Source organism: Pseudomonas putida S13.1.2, assembly GCF_000498395.2.
Lineage (GTDB): Bacteria > Pseudomonadota > Gammaproteobacteria > Pseudomonadales > Pseudomonadaceae > Aquipseudomonas > Aquipseudomonas putida_Q.
The window spans coordinates 820,366-837,877 of record NZ_CP010979.1; the positions used below are offsets into that span (position 1 = coordinate 820,366).

Here is a 17,512-nt window from a genome sequence, read left to right on the forward strand (position 1 = left end):
CCCGCGAACACCGGCAAAGCCGGTGCCATACACCGAGTCGCCTTCTTCGCGGGCATGCCCGCTCCCACACTGACCGCATCGCCTTCAAGTCATGCGCATGCAGCACAAGACAGAGGTTGGTTAGCGTGGTTGCTTCAGAACGGCACAGCCACGGTCAGCTGGCTATACACATTGGTACCATTCCCTCCCACCTGGTTGCCGCCGTTGCGCTCGTCCTTGCGGGGTTGGTACAGGCCCACCAGCGGGCTGATGATCAGGTGCTCGTTGACTGCCCATTCCACATACAGGTCCAGCTCCCGGGCATCGAGGTTGAGGCTGTCGCGGGTACGCACGGTGTCGAAGTCGAAGTACAGCGCGCCGACCGTGAGGTTTTCCAGCGGCGTCGCCTTCACGCCCACATGGTGGATGCCGGTGTTGCTGTTGAAGGGCCCGGCGTAGTTGGCGGCGACTTCACCCTGGAACCAGGTGCCGTAACCGCTGGACAGGCCGCTGAACAGCGAGTCCCAGCCTGCTGAGTAGCGGGTGTAGCGGTAGGTAATCTGCGGTGCCCAGGGCAGGTCGGCGAAGGTGTAGCCGGCCTGCAGGTACCAGGCTTGCTCGGGGCCGTCGGTCTTGTCCTGCCAGGCGTACTCGAAGGCGAAACTGGCATTGTCTATGCCGGCGCTGCCTTCACCGCGCACGCTGTACACGTCCATGCCTTCGCGGGCTTTCTGGAAGTCGCTGGCCCACTGGTCGGCGACGTCGATGCCGTGAATCCAGGTCAGCCCCAGGGTGCCCAGGGCGTGGGTGTAGTCCAGCGTGCCGGCGGCCAGTTCGGTTTCGGCCTGGGCGCGGTTGTCCGATTTCAGCCACAGCAGGCTGCCATGCAGGCCATCGCTGCCACCCAGGCGCAGCATCGCGGTGCGGTCGAAGGCATGGCGGGCCGCCAGGTAGTAGGCGCCACCACGGTCCAGCGCACCGTCGGCGACGCCATTGCCCAGATTGGGGCCGTCGTCGTTGATCAAAAAGCCACTGCCCAGGCGAATAGTCTGGCGGCCGGCGGAAACGTCCACGCCGTCCTTGCCCAGCACCGGGAACAGATCGCCCGAGCGCCAGCCGAGGAAGGCGTCTTCGATCTTGGTGGTGCGTTCGGAGCCGTCAGTGTTGCCGGCTGCATCGCCGTCGCCCCAGGTAGCCGAGCTCACCCAGTTCAGGCTGCCATACAGCGTGCCGTTGCCGGCCAAGCCCTGGTCACCGCTGAGGCCATATTTGATAAAGCCTTCACGCCAGGTCGAACCACCTGTGGTGCCGTCGTAGTTCTTGCGGCTGTTGAACATGCCCCATACCGCCAGCATGTCGGCGTTCAAGTGGCTGTCATCGTCCGCGTAAAGCTCGATGGCCGTCGCGGCCTGGCTGGCCAGCAGGGTGGCCAGGGCCAGGGTGGACAGCGTTTGCGGTTTGACCATTACACATCCCTCGATTGTTCTCGGCCACCTGCACTGGGGCCTTTGTTGTTCGGGAGCACCCTCGGTCTGGCGAGGGGCCATCGCGGTTGGCGGCGATGGCCTATTAGGGCGTGTGCGGTGGGGCGGGGTCTTGTTCGTGGCTGCCAAGACGCTTGCACGCCTTGGCCAGGGAGGCGATCAGTAGCGGATCATCACCGACTTGAGCTCGGTGAAGTCATCGATGAAGGCCGAGCCGAACTCGCGGCCAATGCCAGAGGCCTTGATGCCGCCAAACGGCACAGCCGGGTCAAGCAGGGTATGCATGTTCACCCACAGGGTACCGGCCTGGATTTGCGGGATCATGCGCATGGCCTTGCCCAGGTCGTTGGTCCACAGGCTGGCGCTGAGGCCGTAGGGCGAGGCGTTCATCAGTTGCAGCAGTTCGTCTTCGTCGTCATACGGCAGGAAGGTCGCCACGGGGCCGAAGGTTTCCTGGTTGAGCAGGGTGTCGCTGGCCGACCGGGCGAGGATGACCGTAGGTTCAACGAAGCAGCCGGGGCCGTCGCCCAGCGTGCCGCCATGAATGATCTGGCTGCCTTCGGCGCGGGCGATGGCGAACAGTTCGGCCAGCTTTTGCTGGTGCGGCTTGTTGGCCACCGGGCCGAACTGGGTGGCCTCGTCCAGTGGCGAGCCGATTTTAAATTGGCCCAGGCGCTGGGACAGGGCGTCCAGTAGCGGGTCGATGCGCGAGCGGTGCACGTAGAAGCGCTCGCCAGCGGCGCAGATCTGCCCCGAGTGCAGGAAGCCGGCCTCGATGATGCCATCGACCGCTTTGTCCACGGCCACGTCGGGCAGGAAGGCCACCGCGTTCTTGCCGCCCAGTTCCAGTGTCGCGCGGGTCAGCTTGGCGCCCATGGCAGCCTGGCCTACGGCGATGCCAGTGGGCACGGAACCGGTGAACGAGACCTTGTCGGTACCTGCGTGCTCAATCAGTGCCTTGCCCACCAGGCCACCACCGGTCAGCACGTTCAGTGCACCGGCCGGCAGGCCTGCTTCGGTGGCCAGTTCGGCAATGCGCAGCAGCGTCAGCGGGGTGAATTCGCTGGGCTTGAGGATGATGCTGCAGCCGGTGGTCAGGGCTGAGGCCAGCTTCCAGATGGCGATCATGGTGGCGAAATTCCACGGCACGATGCCCACCACCACACCGATCGGTTCGCGCAGGGTGAAGGCGCTGTAGCGTTCACCGGCGAACGAGGGCAGCGACGGGGTGATGGTCTGGCCGGTGATCTTGGTCGCCCATCCGGCGTAGTAGCGCAGGAAGTGCGCGGCCTGCTCTACTTCGAAGGCGCGGGAAATGCCGATGAGCTTGCCGGATTGCAAGGTTTCCAGCTGCGCCAGTTCTTCGCGGTTGGCTTCCAGCAGGTCGGCCAGCTTGAACAGCACTGCGGCGCGGGCGGCGGGGCTGGTGTGCGACCAGGCGGTAAAGCCTTGGCGCGAGGAGCTGACGGCATGGTCGACATCGGCCTGGTTGGCGTCGGCGATGTGGGCGATGGTCTGGCCATTGGCCGGGTTGACCACGGCAATGTTCGACGACGACTGGCTGGCGAGGTGCTGGCCGTGGATGAACACGCCATGCTCGCGGGCCAAAAAGGCCGTGACGGCAGGTAGGAGGGTGATGTCGCTCATGCAGACTCCGGGGCAGGTGGCCAAAGCTTGCAGCTTAGTGAGCGGGGCAGAGCGGTGCTTGCGCCTGCGTGACAGGTGCATGACTGTGGCTGCCAAGCTATGAATCAGCCTTGCGCGATCCCTTGTAGGAGCGGCGCCAGGGTCTGGAGCTGATTGCTGGCAGGCAGCAACAAGCCCGGCGGCAGCCATTGGCAAGACGCCATGCCACCTGCAGCGCACAGTAATCACTCGTTCAACGCCACAAAAACAAGCCGGGGCATAACGATGTCACTCAATAACAAGCTCACCGAGCACCTCAACCGCGGCACGGTCGGTTTCCCCACCGCACTGGCCAGCACCGTCGGGCTGATCATGGCCAGCCCGGTAATCCTCACTGCGACCATGGGCTTTGGCATCGGCGGCAGCGCCTTTGCGGTTGCCATGGTCATTGCCGCACTGATGATGCTGGCCCAGTCCACCACCTTTGCCGAGGCCGCGGCCATCCTGCCGACCACAGGTTCGGTGTACGACTACATCAACTGCGGCATGGGGCGTTTCTTCGCCATCACCGGCACGCTGTCGGCCTACCTGATCGTGCATGTGTTCGCCGGCACCGCCGAAACCATCCTGTCGGGGGTGATGGCGCTGGTGAACTTCGAGCACCTCAATACCTTGGCAGAGTCCGCTGGTGGCTCGTGGCTGCTGGGGGTGTGCTTCGTGCTGGCGTTTGCGGTGCTCAATGCCTTTGGCGTCAGCGCTTTCAGCCGCGCGGAAGTGGTCCTCACCTTCGGCATGTGGACCACCTTGATGGTGTTCGGCGTGCTGGGCCTTATCGCCGCTCCCGCAGTGGAACTGGACGGCCCGTTCGGCGTGTCGCTGGTGGGCACCGACCTGATGACCATCCTCTCGCTGGTCGGCATGGCCATGTTCATGTTCGTCGGCTGCGAGTTCGTCACGCCGCTGGCGCCCGAGCTGCGCCGCTCGGCCTGGGTGCTGCCGCGGGCCATGGCGCTGGGCCTGTTCGGTGTGGCCAGTTGCATGTTCATCTACGGTGCTGCGATGAAGCGCCAGGTGGAAAACGTGGTGCTGGATGCCGCCAGTGGCGTGCACCTGCTGGACACGCCCATGGCCATCCCGCGCTTCGCCGAACAGGTGATGGGTGATATCGGCCCAGTGTGGCTGGGTATCGGCTTCTTGTTCGCCGGCGCGGCCACCATCAACACGCTGATGGCCGGTGTGCCACGCATTCTTTACGGCATGGCGGTCGACGGCGCATTGCCCAAGGTGTTCACCTACCTGCACCCGCGCTTCAAGACGCCGCTGCTGTGCATCTTGGTGGTGGCGTTGATCCCTTGCCTGCATGCCTGGTACCTGGGCGGCAACCCGGACAACATCCTGCACCTGGTGCTGGCCGCCGTATGCGCTTGGAGCACCGCCTACCTGCTGGTGACCCTGTCGGTGGTGCTATTGCGCATCCGCCGCCCAGACCTGCCGCGTGCCTACCGCTCGCCGCTGTTCCCGTTGCCGCAGATCTTCTCCAGCAGCGGTATCCTGATCGGCATGGCGTTCATTACACCGCCAGGCATGAACCCTGCCGATGTCTATGTGCCGTTCGCCATCATGCTTGGCGCTACGGCGGCCTATGCATTGTTCTGGACGCTGTGCGTGCAGAAGGTCAACCCGTTCAAGCCGGCGCGGGTGGAGGATGTGCTGGAAAAAGAGTTCGCCGCCGAGCCTGGCCATGTCGTGGAGCACGTGCTGCATGATCAGAAATTTGCGTGAACGCCTGCTGGCGCCTCGGGCGCCTTCCGGTTACCGCCCCGGGGCGACGCTGGCATGCCTGGCGCGCAACTTGGGGCAGCAGGGCCTGGCTGGTGGGGTGATGCACGACCCGGCACAGGGCTGGCAAGCCAAGGTGCACGAACGGGTCGAAGCCCATCTGCTGATGCACATCGTCACCTGTGAGTTCCAGTTGCAGCTGCCTGCCCCGCATGGGCGCGAGGTCAGCCTGGAACTGCGCCATACCGGTGCGCTACGCCGCACCGGCCTGGCCTGCGTGTACCGCAAGGGTGACCGGGCGCGCTTCACCCAGCTGCGTGACCGGTTGCTGCAGCAGGCAGCACTGGTGGCGGCGCTGATGCCGCTGGATTTCAAGCGCTTGACCCTGGCCTGGCGCGACGGCCAGTGGTTACTGACGCTGGAACACATGGGCGGCAGCGAAGTGGTCAACCGCATGCCGGCGTTTCGCCGCTACGTCCCCGTCAGCCCGCAACAGCGGGCGCACCTGATGGCCAGCCTTGCCCAGTTCAACGCCCTGCTACCCAGTCTTTGACGCAACCTGGCATACGCCTTGCTATGTCTACCGACGAATGATGACAGTTGTGCGCACATAGATAACATGTTAACAATGTGCGCATAACAACAAAATCCTGCGTCGAGGGCAGCCATGCATACTCAACAATCCACCCGTCAGGGGCTGGAACGCTGGACCACGGCCATGCAGCAGATCTGCGGCCGTTTCGAGACGGAGCTTGCGTCCAATCACTCGCTGTTCATCGGCGAAATTTCCACCTTTTCCCGCGCCGGCCTGCCGCTGGCCAACCTGCGCACCAACGCCGGCAACATCCGCCGGCTGGGCGAAAACTCCACGCTTGACGATGACCAGCATTGCTTCCTGGTCAGCCAGCGTGCGGGGCATTCCACCGTGGCCCAGGGTGGCGTGCAGGTCAGCCTGGCGCCGGGTGAACTGCTGTTGATGGATTCGGTCGGGCGTTGCGAAATCACTCCCAGCGGCCTGATCGAGCATGTCTCGCTGGCCCTGTCGCGTGAGCAGGTGCGCAAGTATGTGCAAGGCAGCGGCCCGATGTTTGGCAAGATCTCCTCGAGCAACGCCTGCGGGCGCATGCTGCATGTGCTGATGGACCAGCTGTGCAAGGACGGTAACGTGAGCGGCGATGGCGCCCAGGGTGATGCGCTGCAGACCGCCTTCATCGCCCTGCTGGAGCCGGGCTTCGAGCGCAATGGCGAAGCGCCGGGCAACTTTGGGGCCTTGAACGGTGCCAACCTGCGGGGCTACGTGCAGCAGGTGATCGACGAGTCGCTGTCACAGCCTGGGCTGACCCCGTCCAACCTGGCCGGGCGCCTGAACATCTCGGTGCGTCACCTGTACCGGCTGTTCGAGGAGGAGGGCGATAGCGTGTGCCGCTACATTCAGCGGGCGCGCCTGAAGCGCAGTGCGGATGACCTGGCCAACCCGTTCTTCAGGAGCGAGTCGATTACCTCGATCGCCTACAAGTGGGGGTTTACCGACTCGGCGCATTTCAGCCGCTCGTTCAAGAAACAGTTCGAACGCTCTCCGAAGGACTACCGGGCGCAGGCGATGGCGTGAGTGTGATGGGCTCTGGTCTCAGCGACGGCCGTTGAAGTAGCCCGACAGCTGGTGCAGGGTCTTGCCGGCAGTGAGCAGCAGCGGGCGGAAATGGTCTTTGCCGAGGATGCGTGCATGCTTGACCGAGCTGACCAGGTCATAACGCTTCGATCCTTCATGCATGCCTTCGGCGAGTATCTTGCAAATGATGTGGCTGGGCGTGACGCCAAAGCCGGAGTAGCCCTGCACAAAGAAGGCGTTGGGGCGGTTGTCGAGGGTGCCTATCTGCGGAAACAGGTTGGCACTGGTGGCCATCGGGCCGCCCCAGGCCAGGTCAATGCGCACGTCTTTCAGGTAGGGGAAAATCTTCAGCATCAGGGCGCGGTTCCAGGCCTTCAGGTCCAGCGGGAAGTGCTCGACGAAGGGCGTGGCGGCGCCAAACAGCAGGCGGTTCTCGCGGGTGACCCGGTAGTAGTCGATGACCGGGCGGATGTCGCTGTAAGCCCCGCGTATCGGGCTGATGCGCTCGATCAGCTCATCCGGCAACGGCTCGGTCATCATCTGGAAGGCATAGGTGTTGATGGTGCGTGCGTGCAGCTGCGGCTCCAGCTTGTTGAGGAAGCTGTCGCACGCCCACAGCAGCTTGCTGGCGCGTACCGAGCCACGGCCGGTGCGTACCGTGATGCGCTCGCCGTAGGTCACTTCCAGGGCCGGGCTGTGTTCGAAGATGCGCGCACCATGGCCGACCAGTGCCTGCGCTTCGCCCAGCAGCAGGTTCAGTGAATGCACATGGCCACCGCCCATGTGCAGCAGGGCGCTGCTGTAGGCGTTGCTACCGATGATCTGGCGCACTTCGCTGCCACCGAGAAAACGGATCTGGTCGCGTGTATTGATCGCCTTGAACGCCTTCTCCCATTTGCGCAGGGTCTGTTCCTGGCGGCGGTTGAAGCCCATGTAGCCATAGCCGTGGCAGAAGTCGGCGTCTATGGCGTAGCGGGCGATGCGGTCCTTGATGATGCCGGCGCCCAGTTCGCTGATTTCGAAGATATCCCTCACGCCCTGATCGCCGACGCTGCTGCGGATCTTCTCCAGGTCGTGGCCGATGCCCGCCATGATCTGCCCGCCGTTGCGCCCGCTGCCGCCGTAGCCCAGGTAACGGGCCTCGAGCACGACGATATTGGTCACGCCTTGTTCCGCCAGCTCCAGGGCGGTGTTAATGCCGGAGAAACCGCCACCGATCACCACCACATCGGCCTCGATGTCGCGTTCCAGGGTAGGGAAGCTCAGGTTGTACTTCTTGGTCGCCGAGTAGTAGGTGGGGCTCTCGAGGGTGATCATGACGCAGCCTGCTGACTGGAAATGGGTAGAAACCATTCTATTAATGTATTAATGATTGTGCACTGGCATACTCGCCGGTTTGCTATTTCCAGCCTCCTTGAGCCCGCATGACCACACCAAGACCCTCCCTGACCCTGACCTTGCTGCAGGCGCGCGAAGCCACCATGGCGTTCTTCCGCCCGGCATTGAATGCCCATGACCTGACCGAGCAGCAATGGCGGGTAATTCGTATCCTGCGCCAGCAAGGCGAGCTGGAAAGCCATCAGTTGGCGGAGCTGGCCTGTATCCTCAAGCCCAGCATGAGCGGGGTGCTCAAGCGCCTGGAGCGTGACGGCATCGTGGCGCGGCGCAAGTCGCCGGAAGACCAGCGCCGGGTGTTTATCAGCCTGACCGAGGCCGGCCAGCAAGCGTTTCTGGCGATGAGCGAGGAGATGACACGCAACTACGACAAGATCCTCGCCCAGTTTGGCGAGGACAAGCTGCAGCAACTGATGCAGCTGCTGGATGAAATGAAGAAGATCAAACCCTGACGCACCCGCCGTCAGCGGTTGAGTGACAGCGAGTCTTCCAGCACTTTCAGCAGTGCTGCCGCGCGCCGCTCATAGGCGTCGGGGCCTGCGTACATCAGCTCCACATACAGGCTGTCGATGATGCCCAGGTAGGCATCTGCATACAGCGCCAGGCGGCTGTGCTGCTCATCAGCCCAGCGGTGGCGAGTTTGCAGGGCCTGGCAGAACCCTTCTCGTATGCCGTCCAGGTATTTTTCGAAGCCCGAAGTCACAATCGGCTTGATACCCGATGGGGGCAGGAACGCTGTGCGCAACACAAAGCGCAGCTCGGCCGAGTCGCGATAACGCTCAGCCAGGTGCAGCGCCAGCCAGTGCCCCGGCGCCAGGCCGTCGCGGGCTTCCTGCGCAAAGCCGTGCTCGACAAAGGCCGTTTCCTGCACCAGCGCACGCTGGAACACCTCCACGAACAAGGCGTCCTTGTTGGCGAAGTGCGCATACAGCGATGCCTTGCGCATGCCCGCCAGCTGGGCGATTTCGTTCAGCGAAGAGGCGTCGTAGCCGTACTCGGCGAAGTGGCCGACGGCGGCATCGCACACACGCACCGCAGAAGGGGAAAGGTCTTTCAACAGCATCGCTCCGTCAGGGGCGCGGCGGGCCGCGCGCGTCTTGAGGGTTGGATTGTGGTGATCGAAAATGCACGGGTCAATGCTTGTTGCAGTGCAATTTCAGCGCGCCATGGAAAGTGCAATGTTCCCCTCGTAACGTGCATTCCGCCGCCCCATCGCCCCTCACATACTGACCGCGTCTTCGAATCCAATAAGAAAGAGACCGCTCATGAAAAAGCCAAACCCCCTGCTGGAAGACCTGAAATCCGTCCTGCCGACCATCGCCGCCAATGCCATGCGTGCAGAGCAGGACCGCAGTGTGCCGGCAGAGAATATCGCCTTGCTGAAAAGCATCGGCATGCACCGCGCTTTCTTGCCCAAACACTTCGGCGGCATGGAAATCACCCTGCCGGAGTTCGCCCAGTGCATCGCCTTGCTGGCGGGGGCCTGCGCCAGCACCGCCTGGGCCATGAGCCTGCTGTGCACCCACAGCCACCAGATGGCAATGTTCTCGCCCAAGCTACAGCAGGAGGTGTGGGGCAGCGACCCGGATGCCACCGCCAGCAGCAGCATCGCGCCGTTCGGCCGCACCGAAGAGGTTGAGGGTGGCGTGTCGTTCAGCGGCGAAATGGGCTGGAGTTCCGGTTGCGACCACGCCGAATGGGCGATTCTCGGTTTCCGCCGCAAGAATGCCGAAGGCGCTCAGGATTACTGCTTCGCCATCCTGCCTCGTGGCGACTATGAAATCCGTGATGACTGGTATGCCGTGGGCATGCGCGGCAGCGGCAGCAAGACCCTGATCGTGCGTGATGCCTTCGTGCCCGAGCACCGCATCCAGAAGGCCAAGGACATGATGGAGGGCAAGTCGGCGGGCTTTGGCTTGTACCCCGACAGCAAGATTTTCTTCGCCCCGTATCGCCCGTATTTTGCCAGCGGCTTCTCCACGGTCAGCCTCGGTATTGCCGAGCGCATGCTGGAGGTGTTCCGCGAGAAAACCCGCAACCGGGTGCGTGCCTACACCGGTGCCCCTGTGGGCGCCGCCACCCCGGCGCTGATGCGCCTGGCCGAGTCGACCCACCAGGTGGCTGCCGCCCGGGCACTGCTGGAAAAGAGCTGGGACGAGATTGCCGAGCACAGTGCCCGCCACCAATACCCGTCGCGTGGCACGCTGGCGTTCTGGCGTACCAACCAAGGCTACGCCGTGAAGATGTGCATCCAGGCCGTCGACCGCCTGATGGAGGCGGCCGGTGGTGGCGCCTGGTTCGAGAGCAACGAACTGCAGCGGCTGTTCCGCGATTCGCACATGACCGGTGCCCATGCCTACACCGATTACGACGTGTGTTCGCAAATCCTCGGCCGCGAGCTGATGGGCCTGGAGCCTGACCCGGCGATGGTCTGAGCCGCCACCTGTTTTCACCCATCCCCTACAAGCACAACAACAAACAGGGCAGGCTGCCAGGCCTGCCCGGGAGTCTTGCATGTCCAACGAAACCTTCGATTCACGTGCCTTCCGCCGCGCCCTGGGCAACTTCGCCACCGGCGTGACCGTGGTGACTGCCGCCGGCCCCAGTGGCCGCAAGGTTGGCGTTACCGCCAACAGCTTCAACTCGGTGTCGCTGGACCCGCCGCTGGTCCTGTGGAGCATCGACAAGCGCTCCACCAGCCATGAAGTGTTCGAGGAGGCCTCGCACTTTGCCGTGAACATTCTGGCGGCGGACCAGATCGACCTGTCCAACAACTTCGCCCGCCCGAAGGAAGATCGCTTTGCCGGTATCGACTACGAGACCGGCGCTGGCGGCGCGCCATTGTTCGCCGATTGCGCGGCGCGCTTCGAGTGTGAAAAGTACCAGCAGCTGGACGGTGGCGATCACTGGATTTTGGTGGGCAAGGTGGTGGCCTTTGATGACTTTGGCCGCTCGCCGCTGCTGTACCACCAGGGCGCCTATTCAATGGTGCTGCCGCATACCCGCATGACCCAACGCACAGAGGGGCAGGCACCGAGCAGCCACTTCCAGGGCCGCCTACAGCACAACCTGTACTACCTGATGACCCAGGCGTTGCGTGCCTACCAGGCTGACTACCAGCCACGCCAGTTGTGCACGGGCCTGCGCACCAGCGAGGCACGCATGCTGATGGTGCTGGAGAACGATGCGGGCCTGAGCCTGAACGACCTGCAACGCGAAGTGGCGATGCCGGCGCGGGAGATCGAGGAAGCGGTGGCCAACCTCAAGCGCAAAGGGCTGATTGCCGATGACGAGGGGCGTGTGCGGTTGTCGGTGAAGGGCGTGGACGAGACCGAGGCGTTGTGGACCATTGCCCGGGAACAGCAGGACAAGGTGTTCGGGCAGTTCAGTGAGGCGCAGCTGGAGACTTTCAAGACCGTGCTGAAGGCGCTTATCAACATCTGAACATTGCTTTGGATGGCACCGGCTGTGCCGGCGTTCGCGGGTGAACCCGCTCCCACAGGTCCAGCGCCAGTAGCAACTACGGCGCGGCCCCTGTGGGAGCGGCTTTAGCCGCGAACACCGGCAAAGCCGGTGCCATCCAACCAGAAGCCTCAGTAGACACCACCCCCGGTACTGGGGACTACCACTGTACCTTTGAACTTCCCCGCCAGCTCGCGCAGCCCGCGCATCAGCACCGTGGTATCCACACCCACTGCCACAAACGCCGCACCCAGCTCGATGTAGCGCCGCGCCAGCTTCTCATCGGCACTGAGAATGCCCGCAGCTTTGCTCGCCTTGCCAATGCGCACGATCGCGTCCTCGATCGCCGCCTGCACGTCCGGGTGCCCGGGGTTGCCACGATGCCCCATGGCCGCACTCAGGTCCGCAGGCCCGATGAACACGCCATCCACACCTTCCACCGCAACGATCTCGTCCAGGTTGGCCAGGCCTTCCTTGTTCTCGATCTGCACCAGCAGGCACATCTGCTCATCGGCGTGGTCCAGGTAGCCGGGGATGCCGTTCCAGCGCGAAGCCCTCGCCAGCGCGCTGCCCACCCCGCGAATGCCCTTGGGCGGGTAATGCATGGCCTTGACCAGTTGCTGCGCCTGTTCGGCAGTTTCCACCATCGGCACCAGCAAGGTCTGTGCGCCGATATCCAGCACCTGCTTGATCAGCGCGGTATCGCCGATCACCGGGCGGATCACTGCCTGGCTGGCATAGGGCGCCACCGCCTGCAACTGCGCGAGCATGCCGCGCAGGTCGTTGGGCGCGTGTTCGCCGTCGATCAGCAGCCAGTCGAAACCGGCATTGGCCGCCAGCTCGGCGCAGTAGGCATCGGCCAGGCCGAGCCACAGGCCGATTTGCGGTTCACCGCTGCGCAGGCGTTGCTTGAAGTGGTTGATGGGCATGTCCATGGGCAGGTCCTTAAACGAAGCGGCAGGCGATGGAGCCGAGCATGTCGTAGTCGACGTGGAAGGTGTCACCTGGGCGAGCGGCGACCGGGCGGGTGAACGAACCCCCGAGGATGATCTGGCCGGGCTGCAGGGTGACGTCGTACGGCGCCAGCTTGTTGGCCAGCCAGGCAACGCCTTTGGCCGGGTGGTTGAGCACGGCAGCGCTGACCCCGGATTCCTCGATCACGCCATTGCGGTAGAGCACCGCCGGCACCTTGCGCAGGTCGATTTCGGTGGGGCGTACGGCCCGCCCGCCCATCACCACGCCGGCATTGGCGGCGTTGTCGGAAATGGTGTCGAACACCTTGCGGGTGGCCTGGGTTTGCGGGTCTACCTGCTGGATGCGCGCGTCAATGATCTCCAGCGCCGGGATTACCCACTCGGTGGCGTCCAGTACATCGAAAACGGTGACGTTCGGGCCTTTGAGCGGCTTACCGAGGATGAACGCCAACTCCACTTCAACCCGCGGCACGATGAAGCGCTCGAAGGGGATGTCGCTGCCTTCATCGAACAGCATGTCGTCGAGCAAGGCGCCGTAGTCGGGCTCGGTGATGTTCGACGACACCTGCATGGCGCGCGAGGTCAGGCCGATCTTGTGGCCCACCAGCTTGCGCCCGGCGGCGATCTTTTTTGCCACCCAGGCGCGCTGGATGGCGTAAGCGTCTTCGATGGTGATTGCCGGTTGCTCCAGCGAGAACTGGCGCACTTGCTCGCGGGAGCGTTCGGCCTGGTCGAGGCGTTCGGCGGCGTGCTGGATGAAAGCGTTGTCTAGCATGGGGGCGGTCTCTTGATTCAAGGGTTGACGATGGCAGCCTGGGTGCGCAGCACCAGCAGGCCGCCCAGGGCGATGAAGACGGCGAGTACGTACAGGGCCAGGCTGGCGCTGTGGGTGGTGTCGCGCACCCAGCCGATGAAGTAAGGGGTGAAGAACGAGGCGATGCTGCCCAGCGAGCTGATCAGGGCAATGCCGGCGGCCTGGGTGCGGGCGTTGAGAAACGCCGGCGGCAGTTGCCAGAACATCGGCAGCGCGGCGCTCGCGCCCATGCCGGCCAGCACCAGGCCGGCCATTACCGGCACCGCCTGCCCGGGCGCAATCGCGGCAATGGCAATGCCGGCGGCGGCCATCAGCAGGGGTACGCACAAGTGCCAGCGGCGCTCGCGGTGGCGGTCGCTGGAGCGCCCGCACGCCAGCATGAACACGCAACCGGCCACGTACGGCACAGCGCTGAGCAGGCCGACACTGGCGTCGCTGGCCACTCCGGCACTGTGAATCAGGCTGGGCATCCAGAACGCCAGGGTGTTGACCGCCAGCATTACCGCGCAATACACCGCCACCAGCAGCCACAGCGCCCGGCTGGCGAAAATGGCGCCGAACGAGGTTACTGGCTTGCGCTGTTCTTCCTCACCGAATTGCGCGCGCAGCGTGGCTTTCTGCTGCTCATTCAGCCAGCTCACCCGCTCGAAGTGTTCCGGCAAAACGGCCAGTACCACCAGGCCAAGCAACACCACCGGCGCACCTTCGAGCAGGAACATCCACTGCCAGCCACGCAGCCCGCCCGTGTCGTGCATGAAGGCCAGGATGGCCCCGGACACCGGCCCGCCGACCACTCCGGCCAACGGCACGGCAATAGCGAACAGCGCGGTGACCTGGGCGCGGCGCCCGGCCGGGTACCAGCGGTTGAGGTACACCAGGATCCCGGGGAAGAACCCGGCCTCGGCCGCGCCCAGGGCAAAGCGCAACAGGTAGAACGCGCTGCTGCTTTCGATCAGCAGCATGCTGGTCGACAACAGCCCCCATACCACCATCAGGCAGGCGATCCAGCGGCGTGGGCCAACGCGGTCGAGCATCAGGTTGCTGGGGACGCCGAACAGCGCATAGGCAATGAAGAACAGCCCGGCGCCCAGGCCATAGACCGTGTCGGACAAGTGCAAGTCCTGGCTCATCTGCATCTTGGCGAAGCCGATGTTGATGCGGTCCAGGTGGGCGAACAGGTAGCACACCAGCAGCAGCGGCATCAGCCGCCAAGTGACTGCCCGATGGGTACTGTCGGCCCTTACAACGTGTGCCTCGCGCGGCGAGGCGTGTTCGAGTGTGCTCATGTTTTTGTACTTGTTCTGTAATGAGTCAGGGAGGGCTTGGTTTTGAGCCGGTGCGCTAGCGGTTGAACAGTGGGTGCAAGGTGCTGTGCTTGGCGTCGTAGACCTGGGCGGTGCTGTGGTCGATCTGCACGGTGATGCCGATTGGGCGCTGCTGCAGCAGTGGGTCCAGGCGGGCTTTCAACACCGCCAGCAAGCTGTCGCCCACGGCTTTGTGCACCTCGGCGCTACGGCCGGTAGCCATGCGCAGGTTGGCGTACAGAAAGCCGTATTCGCCTTTGCCGTCGGCCACCGCGCAATGGGCGGCGGGGTAGGCCAGCACGCGGGTACCGCCGGTGGGGAACACGGCTTTGCCTTCGGCATCGCGCTGTTCGAGCATGGTGTCGGCCAGGGCGCGGCACAGGCCGCGGATGTCGGCGTCGGTTTCCAGGTCGGGGGTGTAGAGCAGAACCAGATGTGGCATGGGGGCTTCCTCGTGAGGCGCAGCAGGCCACCCGTGAGGGCGGCCGGGCGCAAACGGGCGGGTTACAGGCGGCTGGTGGACATCACTGCAGCCGGGTTGGCGGCCTGGGCAGCAGGGATGGCCGAGCCGTCCTGGGGCGTGACCGGGAAAATCGCGTTGATCTGGCCGGTGCCAGAAGACCCGAAGTAGGGCGTTACCACTTCGGCTTTGCCGTCGTAGTCGGACCAGCCCAGCGCACCCAGCAGCATTGCCGTGTCGTGCATGAAGCCTTCACCATGGCCCTTGGCGGCGTACTCCGGCAGCATCCCGCAAAAAGCTTCCCACTCGCCGTCTTGCCACATTTGCACCACACGGTGGTCGAGGGTTTCCAGGAACGGGCTCCACACCTTGGTGGCGAAGTCCGGCGCCTGGCCGTTCTGCGCAAAGCGGTGCGACAGCGAGCCGCTGGCCAGGAACGCCACAGTGCCGTCGTAATGGTCTTCCACGGCCTTGCGCATGGCCCAGCCCAGGCGGGCACTGTCGGCCAGGTAGTGCGAGGTGCACAGTGCCGAGACCGAGACCACCTTGAAGTGCTGGTCCTGGTTCATGTAGCGCATGGGCACCAGGGTGCCGTATTCCGGGGCGAGGGTGGTGGCGTGGTGGGCCATGGTTTCGACGTTGAAGCGGTTGCACTCATCGGCCAGCAGCTTGCCCAGCGCGGGGTTGCCGGGGAAGGCGTAGGGCATGTTGCTGATGAAGTGCGGCAGTTCGTTGCTGGTGTACACGCCCTCGAAATGCGGCCCGCACAGCACGTGGTAGTTGGCGTTGACCAGCCAGTGGGTGTCGAACACGACGATGGTGTCCACGCCCAGCTCACGGCAACGGCGGCTGATTTCGTGATGCCCGTCGATGGCCGCCTGGCGAAAGCCCTGGCGCGGGCCTGGCAGTTCGGACATGTACATGGACGGTACATGGGTAATCTTGGCAGTGAGAGCGAGTTTGCCCATGGGGGTCTCCGATAAGACGTTGTTGTTGTTTTGGGGCTGACGCGGTCCCTTGTAGGAGCGGCCTTGTGTCGCGATGGGGCGCGCAGCGGCCCCTGGATTTCAGCCATGCCGCAGATATTGCCGGGGCCGCTGCGCGCCCCATCGCGACACAAGGCCGCTCCTACAGGGACCGCATCAGCCTTGCAGGGTCAGGTCACACGCCCCAGCGCGGGATGTGGTGGCTACCCATGGAAATACACACGTTCTTGATCTCTGCAAAGACCTCGAAGCTGTACTGCCCACCCTCACGCCCGGTACCGGAACCTTTCACGCCGCCGAACGGCTGGCGCAGGTCGCGTACGTTCTGGCTGTTGATGAACACCATCCCGGCCTCGATGCCACGGGCCAGGCGATGGGCCTTGCCGATGTCCTGGGTCCAGATGTACGAGGCCAGGCCGTACTCGGTGTCGTTGGCCAGTTGCAGCGCCTCGGCTTCGTCCTTGAACGGGATCAGGCACACCACCGGGCCGAAGATTTCTTCCTGGGCAATACGCATCTTGTTGTTCACGTCGGCGAACACGGTGGGCTGGATGAACTGCCCCTTGGCCAGGTGCGCAGGCAGGTTGGCCGGGCGCTCCAGGCCCCCGGCGACCAGGCGTGCACCTTCTTCGATGCCAATGCGGATGTAGCCGGTAACCTTGTCGTAGTGCTGCTGGGTGATCATCGAACCGACCTGTGTTTTCGGGTCGGTCGGGTCACCTACGATCAGGCGCTTGGCGCGCGCCGCAAACTCGGCGACAAACTGCGGGTACACGCTTTCCTGGATGAAGATGCGGCTGCCGGCGGTGCAGCGTTCGCCGTTCAGCGAGAAGATGGTGAACAGCGCGGCGTCCAGCGCACGTTCCAGGTCGGCGTCCTCGAAGATCAGCACCGGCGACTTGCCGCCCAGTTCCATCGAGTACTTTTTAAGGCCGGCGGTCTGCATGATCTTCTTGCCGGTGGCGGTACCGCCGGTGAAGGAAATGGCGCGCACATCGGGGTGGCGCACCAGTGCGTCGCCGGCGGTGGCGCCATACCCCTGGATCACGTTCAGCACGCCGTTGGGGATGCCAGCTTCAACCGCCAGGCGGCCCAGTTCGTTGGCGGTCAGCGGCGACAGTTCGCTCATCTTCAGCACGGCGGTGTTGCCCAGCGCCAGGCACGGCGCGGTCTTCCAGGTGGCGGTCATGAACGGCACGTTCCATGGGCTTACCAGGCCGCACACACCCACCGGCTGGTACAGGGTGTAGTTGAGCATCTGGTCGTCGACCGGGTAGGTGTGGCCATCCATGCGCGTACACACTTCGGCGAAGAAGTCGAAGTTGTGCGAGGCACGCGGGATCAGCACGTTCTTGGTCTGGTGGATCGGCAAGCCAGTGTCGAGGGTTTCCAGCTCGGCCAGTTTCGGCACGTTCTGCTCAATCAGCTCACCCAGCTTGCGCATCAGCCGGGCACGTTCCTTGGCCGGGGTGTTGGCCCACTTGGGGAAGGCTTCCTTGGCAGCAGCCACCGCCTGGGCCACTTCCTCGGCGCCACCGCTGGCGACTTCACAGATGGCGTCGCCGGTGGCCGGGTTGTAGTTGATGAAGGTGTCTTTGCTCTCGACCTCACGGCCGTTGATCCAGTGCTTGATCATGCTG

Annotated in this window: 16 protein-coding genes; 6 read left to right on the forward strand and 10 right to left on the reverse strand. The window is 64.1% G+C overall.

What is annotated here, in order from left to right:
• Positions 1-134: 134 nt before the first annotated feature.
• Both N805_RS03550 and N805_RS03555 read right to left on the reverse strand, forming a co-directional pair.
• Positions 135-1,445 carry an alginate export family protein gene (locus tag N805_RS03550; protein WP_028613301.1) on the reverse strand — a complete coding sequence of 437 codons (1,311 nt, stop codon included), beginning with the start codon at positions 1,443-1,445 and terminating at the stop codon, positions 135-137.
• 177 nt (positions 1,446-1,622) lie between these two features.
• Entirely contained in the window at positions 1,623-3,110 is a 1,488-nt protein-coding gene (locus tag N805_RS03555; protein ID WP_028613300.1) for an aldehyde dehydrogenase family protein, read from the reverse strand.
• A gap of 264 nt (positions 3,111-3,374) precedes the next feature.
• On the opposite strand from N805_RS03555, the gene N805_RS03560 reads away from it, so the two are divergent.
• The 3 genes from N805_RS03560 (at position 3,375) to feaR (ending at position 6,477) form a co-directional block, all read left to right on the forward strand.
• Complete coding sequence (locus N805_RS03560) at positions 3,375-4,871, forward strand: APC family permease (RefSeq protein ID WP_028613299.1); 1,497 nt, start codon at positions 3,375-3,377, stop codon at positions 4,869-4,871.
• Positions 4,852-5,421: a DUF3156 family protein gene (locus tag N805_RS03565; protein ID WP_028613298.1), complete on the forward strand. Its 570-nt coding sequence runs from the start codon at positions 4,852-4,854 to the stop codon at positions 5,419-5,421. The genes N805_RS03560 and N805_RS03565 overlap by 20 nt, the downstream gene beginning before the upstream one ends.
• A 114-nt stretch (positions 5,422-5,535) precedes the next feature.
• Positions 5,536-6,477 carry a transcriptional regulator FeaR gene (feaR, locus tag N805_RS03570; protein WP_028613297.1) on the forward strand — a complete coding sequence of 314 codons (942 nt, stop codon included), beginning with the start codon at positions 5,536-5,538 and terminating at the stop codon, positions 6,475-6,477.
• A gap of 18 nt (positions 6,478-6,495) precedes the next feature.
• On the opposite strand, the gene N805_RS03575 is transcribed toward feaR, so the two are convergent.
• On the reverse strand, positions 6,496-7,794 hold the full coding sequence (locus N805_RS03575) for an NAD(P)/FAD-dependent oxidoreductase (RefSeq protein WP_028613296.1): 1,299 nt from the start codon (positions 7,792-7,794) through the stop codon (positions 6,496-6,498).
• Positions 7,795-7,901: 107 nt separating this feature from the next.
• Between N805_RS03575 and hpaR the strand changes: the two genes are divergently transcribed.
• Entirely contained in the window at positions 7,902-8,324 is a 423-nt protein-coding gene (gene hpaR, locus N805_RS03580; protein WP_028613295.1) for a homoprotocatechuate degradation operon regulator HpaR, read from the forward strand.
• A gap of 11 nt (positions 8,325-8,335) precedes the next feature.
• Here hpaR and N805_RS03585 read toward each other — a convergent pair whose 3' ends face one another.
• Positions 8,336-8,935: a TetR/AcrR family transcriptional regulator gene (locus N805_RS03585; protein WP_033741991.1), complete on the reverse strand. Its 600-nt coding sequence runs from the start codon at positions 8,933-8,935 to the stop codon at positions 8,336-8,338.
• Positions 8,936-9,137: 202 nt separating this feature from the next.
• Between N805_RS03585 and N805_RS03590 the strand changes: the two genes are divergently transcribed.
• The gene (locus N805_RS03590; protein WP_028613293.1) at positions 9,138-10,307 is read left to right on the forward strand and encodes a p-hydroxyphenylacetate 3-hydroxylase oxygenase component; all 1,170 of its coding nucleotides are present in this window, start codon (positions 9,138-9,140) and stop codon (positions 10,305-10,307) included.
• Positions 10,308-10,386: 79 nt separating this feature from the next.
• A complete protein-coding gene (locus N805_RS03595; protein WP_028613292.1) occupies positions 10,387-11,316 on the forward strand; it encodes a p-hydroxyphenylacetate 3-hydroxylase reductase component in 930 nt (309 codons plus the stop codon).
• A gap of 149 nt (positions 11,317-11,465) precedes the next feature.
• Here the strand turns inward: N805_RS03595 and hpaI are convergent, their stop codons facing one another.
• From hpaI to hpaE, 6 genes are all read right to left on the reverse strand, one after another.
• Positions 11,466-12,269: a 4-hydroxy-2-oxoheptanedioate aldolase gene (hpaI, locus tag N805_RS03600; protein WP_028613291.1), complete on the reverse strand. Its 804-nt coding sequence runs from the start codon at positions 12,267-12,269 to the stop codon at positions 11,466-11,468.
• Between the two features lie 10 nt (positions 12,270-12,279).
• Entirely contained in the window at positions 12,280-13,083 is an 804-nt protein-coding gene (hpaH, locus tag N805_RS03605) for a 2-oxo-hept-4-ene-1,7-dioate hydratase (protein ID WP_028613290.1), read from the reverse strand.
• Between the two features lie 17 nt (positions 13,084-13,100).
• Complete coding sequence (locus tag N805_RS03610) at positions 13,101-14,408, reverse strand: MFS transporter (RefSeq protein ID WP_028613289.1); 1,308 nt, start codon at positions 14,406-14,408, stop codon at positions 13,101-13,103.
• 55 nt (positions 14,409-14,463) lie between these two features.
• Positions 14,464-14,868: a 5-carboxymethyl-2-hydroxymuconate Delta-isomerase gene (locus N805_RS03615; protein WP_028613288.1), complete on the reverse strand. Its 405-nt coding sequence runs from the start codon at positions 14,866-14,868 to the stop codon at positions 14,464-14,466.
• Between the two features lie 62 nt (positions 14,869-14,930).
• Complete coding sequence (hpaD, locus tag N805_RS03620) at positions 14,931-15,854, reverse strand: 3,4-dihydroxyphenylacetate 2,3-dioxygenase (RefSeq protein ID WP_028613287.1); 924 nt, start codon at positions 15,852-15,854, stop codon at positions 14,931-14,933.
• A gap of 193 nt (positions 15,855-16,047) precedes the next feature.
• Positions 16,048-17,508, reverse strand: coding sequence for a 5-carboxymethyl-2-hydroxymuconate semialdehyde dehydrogenase (gene hpaE, locus N805_RS03625; RefSeq protein ID WP_028613286.1), 1,461 nt, complete (start codon positions 17,506-17,508; stop codon positions 16,048-16,050).
• Between the last annotated feature and the right edge of the window lie 4 nt (positions 17,509-17,512).

Excerpts from the sequence above, each read along its gene's own strand:
- N805_RS03585 (WP_033741991.1), bottom strand. The coding sequence starts at position 8,935 with ATGCTGTTGAAAGACCTTTCCCCTTCTGCGGTGCGTGTGTGCGATGCC.
- N805_RS03565 (WP_028613298.1), top strand. The coding sequence starts at position 4,852 with ATGATCAGAAATTTGCGTGAACGCCTGCTGGCGCCTCGGGCGCCTTCC.
- hpaD (WP_028613287.1), bottom strand. The coding sequence starts at position 15,854 with ATGGGCAAACTCGCTCTCACTGCCAAGATTACCCATGTACCGTCCATG.
- N805_RS03555 (WP_028613300.1), bottom strand. The coding sequence starts at position 3,110 with ATGAGCGACATCACCCTCCTACCTGCCGTCACGGCCTTTTTGGCCCGC.
- N805_RS03560 (WP_028613299.1), top strand. The coding sequence starts at position 3,375 with ATGTCACTCAATAACAAGCTCACCGAGCACCTCAACCGCGGCACGGTC.
- hpaE (WP_028613286.1), bottom strand. The coding sequence starts at position 17,508 with ATGATCAAGCACTGGATCAACGGCCGTGAGGTCGAGAGCAAAGACACC.
- N805_RS03610 (WP_028613289.1), bottom strand. The coding sequence starts at position 14,408 with ATGAGCACACTCGAACACGCCTCGCCGCGCGAGGCACACGTTGTAAGG.
- hpaH (WP_028613290.1), bottom strand. The coding sequence starts at position 13,083 with ATGCTAGACAACGCTTTCATCCAGCACGCCGCCGAACGCCTCGACCAG.
- N805_RS03590 (WP_028613293.1), top strand. The coding sequence starts at position 9,138 with ATGAAAAAGCCAAACCCCCTGCTGGAAGACCTGAAATCCGTCCTGCCG.
- hpaI (WP_028613291.1), bottom strand. The coding sequence starts at position 12,269 with ATGGACATGCCCATCAACCACTTCAAGCAACGCCTGCGCAGCGGTGAA.
- N805_RS03575 (WP_028613296.1), bottom strand. The coding sequence starts at position 7,794 with ATGATCACCCTCGAGAGCCCCACCTACTACTCGGCGACCAAGAAGTAC.
- N805_RS03550 (WP_028613301.1), bottom strand. The coding sequence starts at position 1,445 with ATGGTCAAACCGCAAACGCTGTCCACCCTGGCCCTGGCCACCCTGCTG.
- N805_RS03595 (WP_028613292.1), top strand. The coding sequence starts at position 10,387 with ATGTCCAACGAAACCTTCGATTCACGTGCCTTCCGCCGCGCCCTGGGC.
- feaR (WP_028613297.1), top strand. The coding sequence starts at position 5,536 with ATGCATACTCAACAATCCACCCGTCAGGGGCTGGAACGCTGGACCACG.
- hpaR (WP_028613295.1), top strand. The coding sequence starts at position 7,902 with ATGACCACACCAAGACCCTCCCTGACCCTGACCTTGCTGCAGGCGCGC.
- N805_RS03615 (WP_028613288.1), bottom strand. The coding sequence starts at position 14,868 with ATGCCACATCTGGTTCTGCTCTACACCCCCGACCTGGAAACCGACGCC.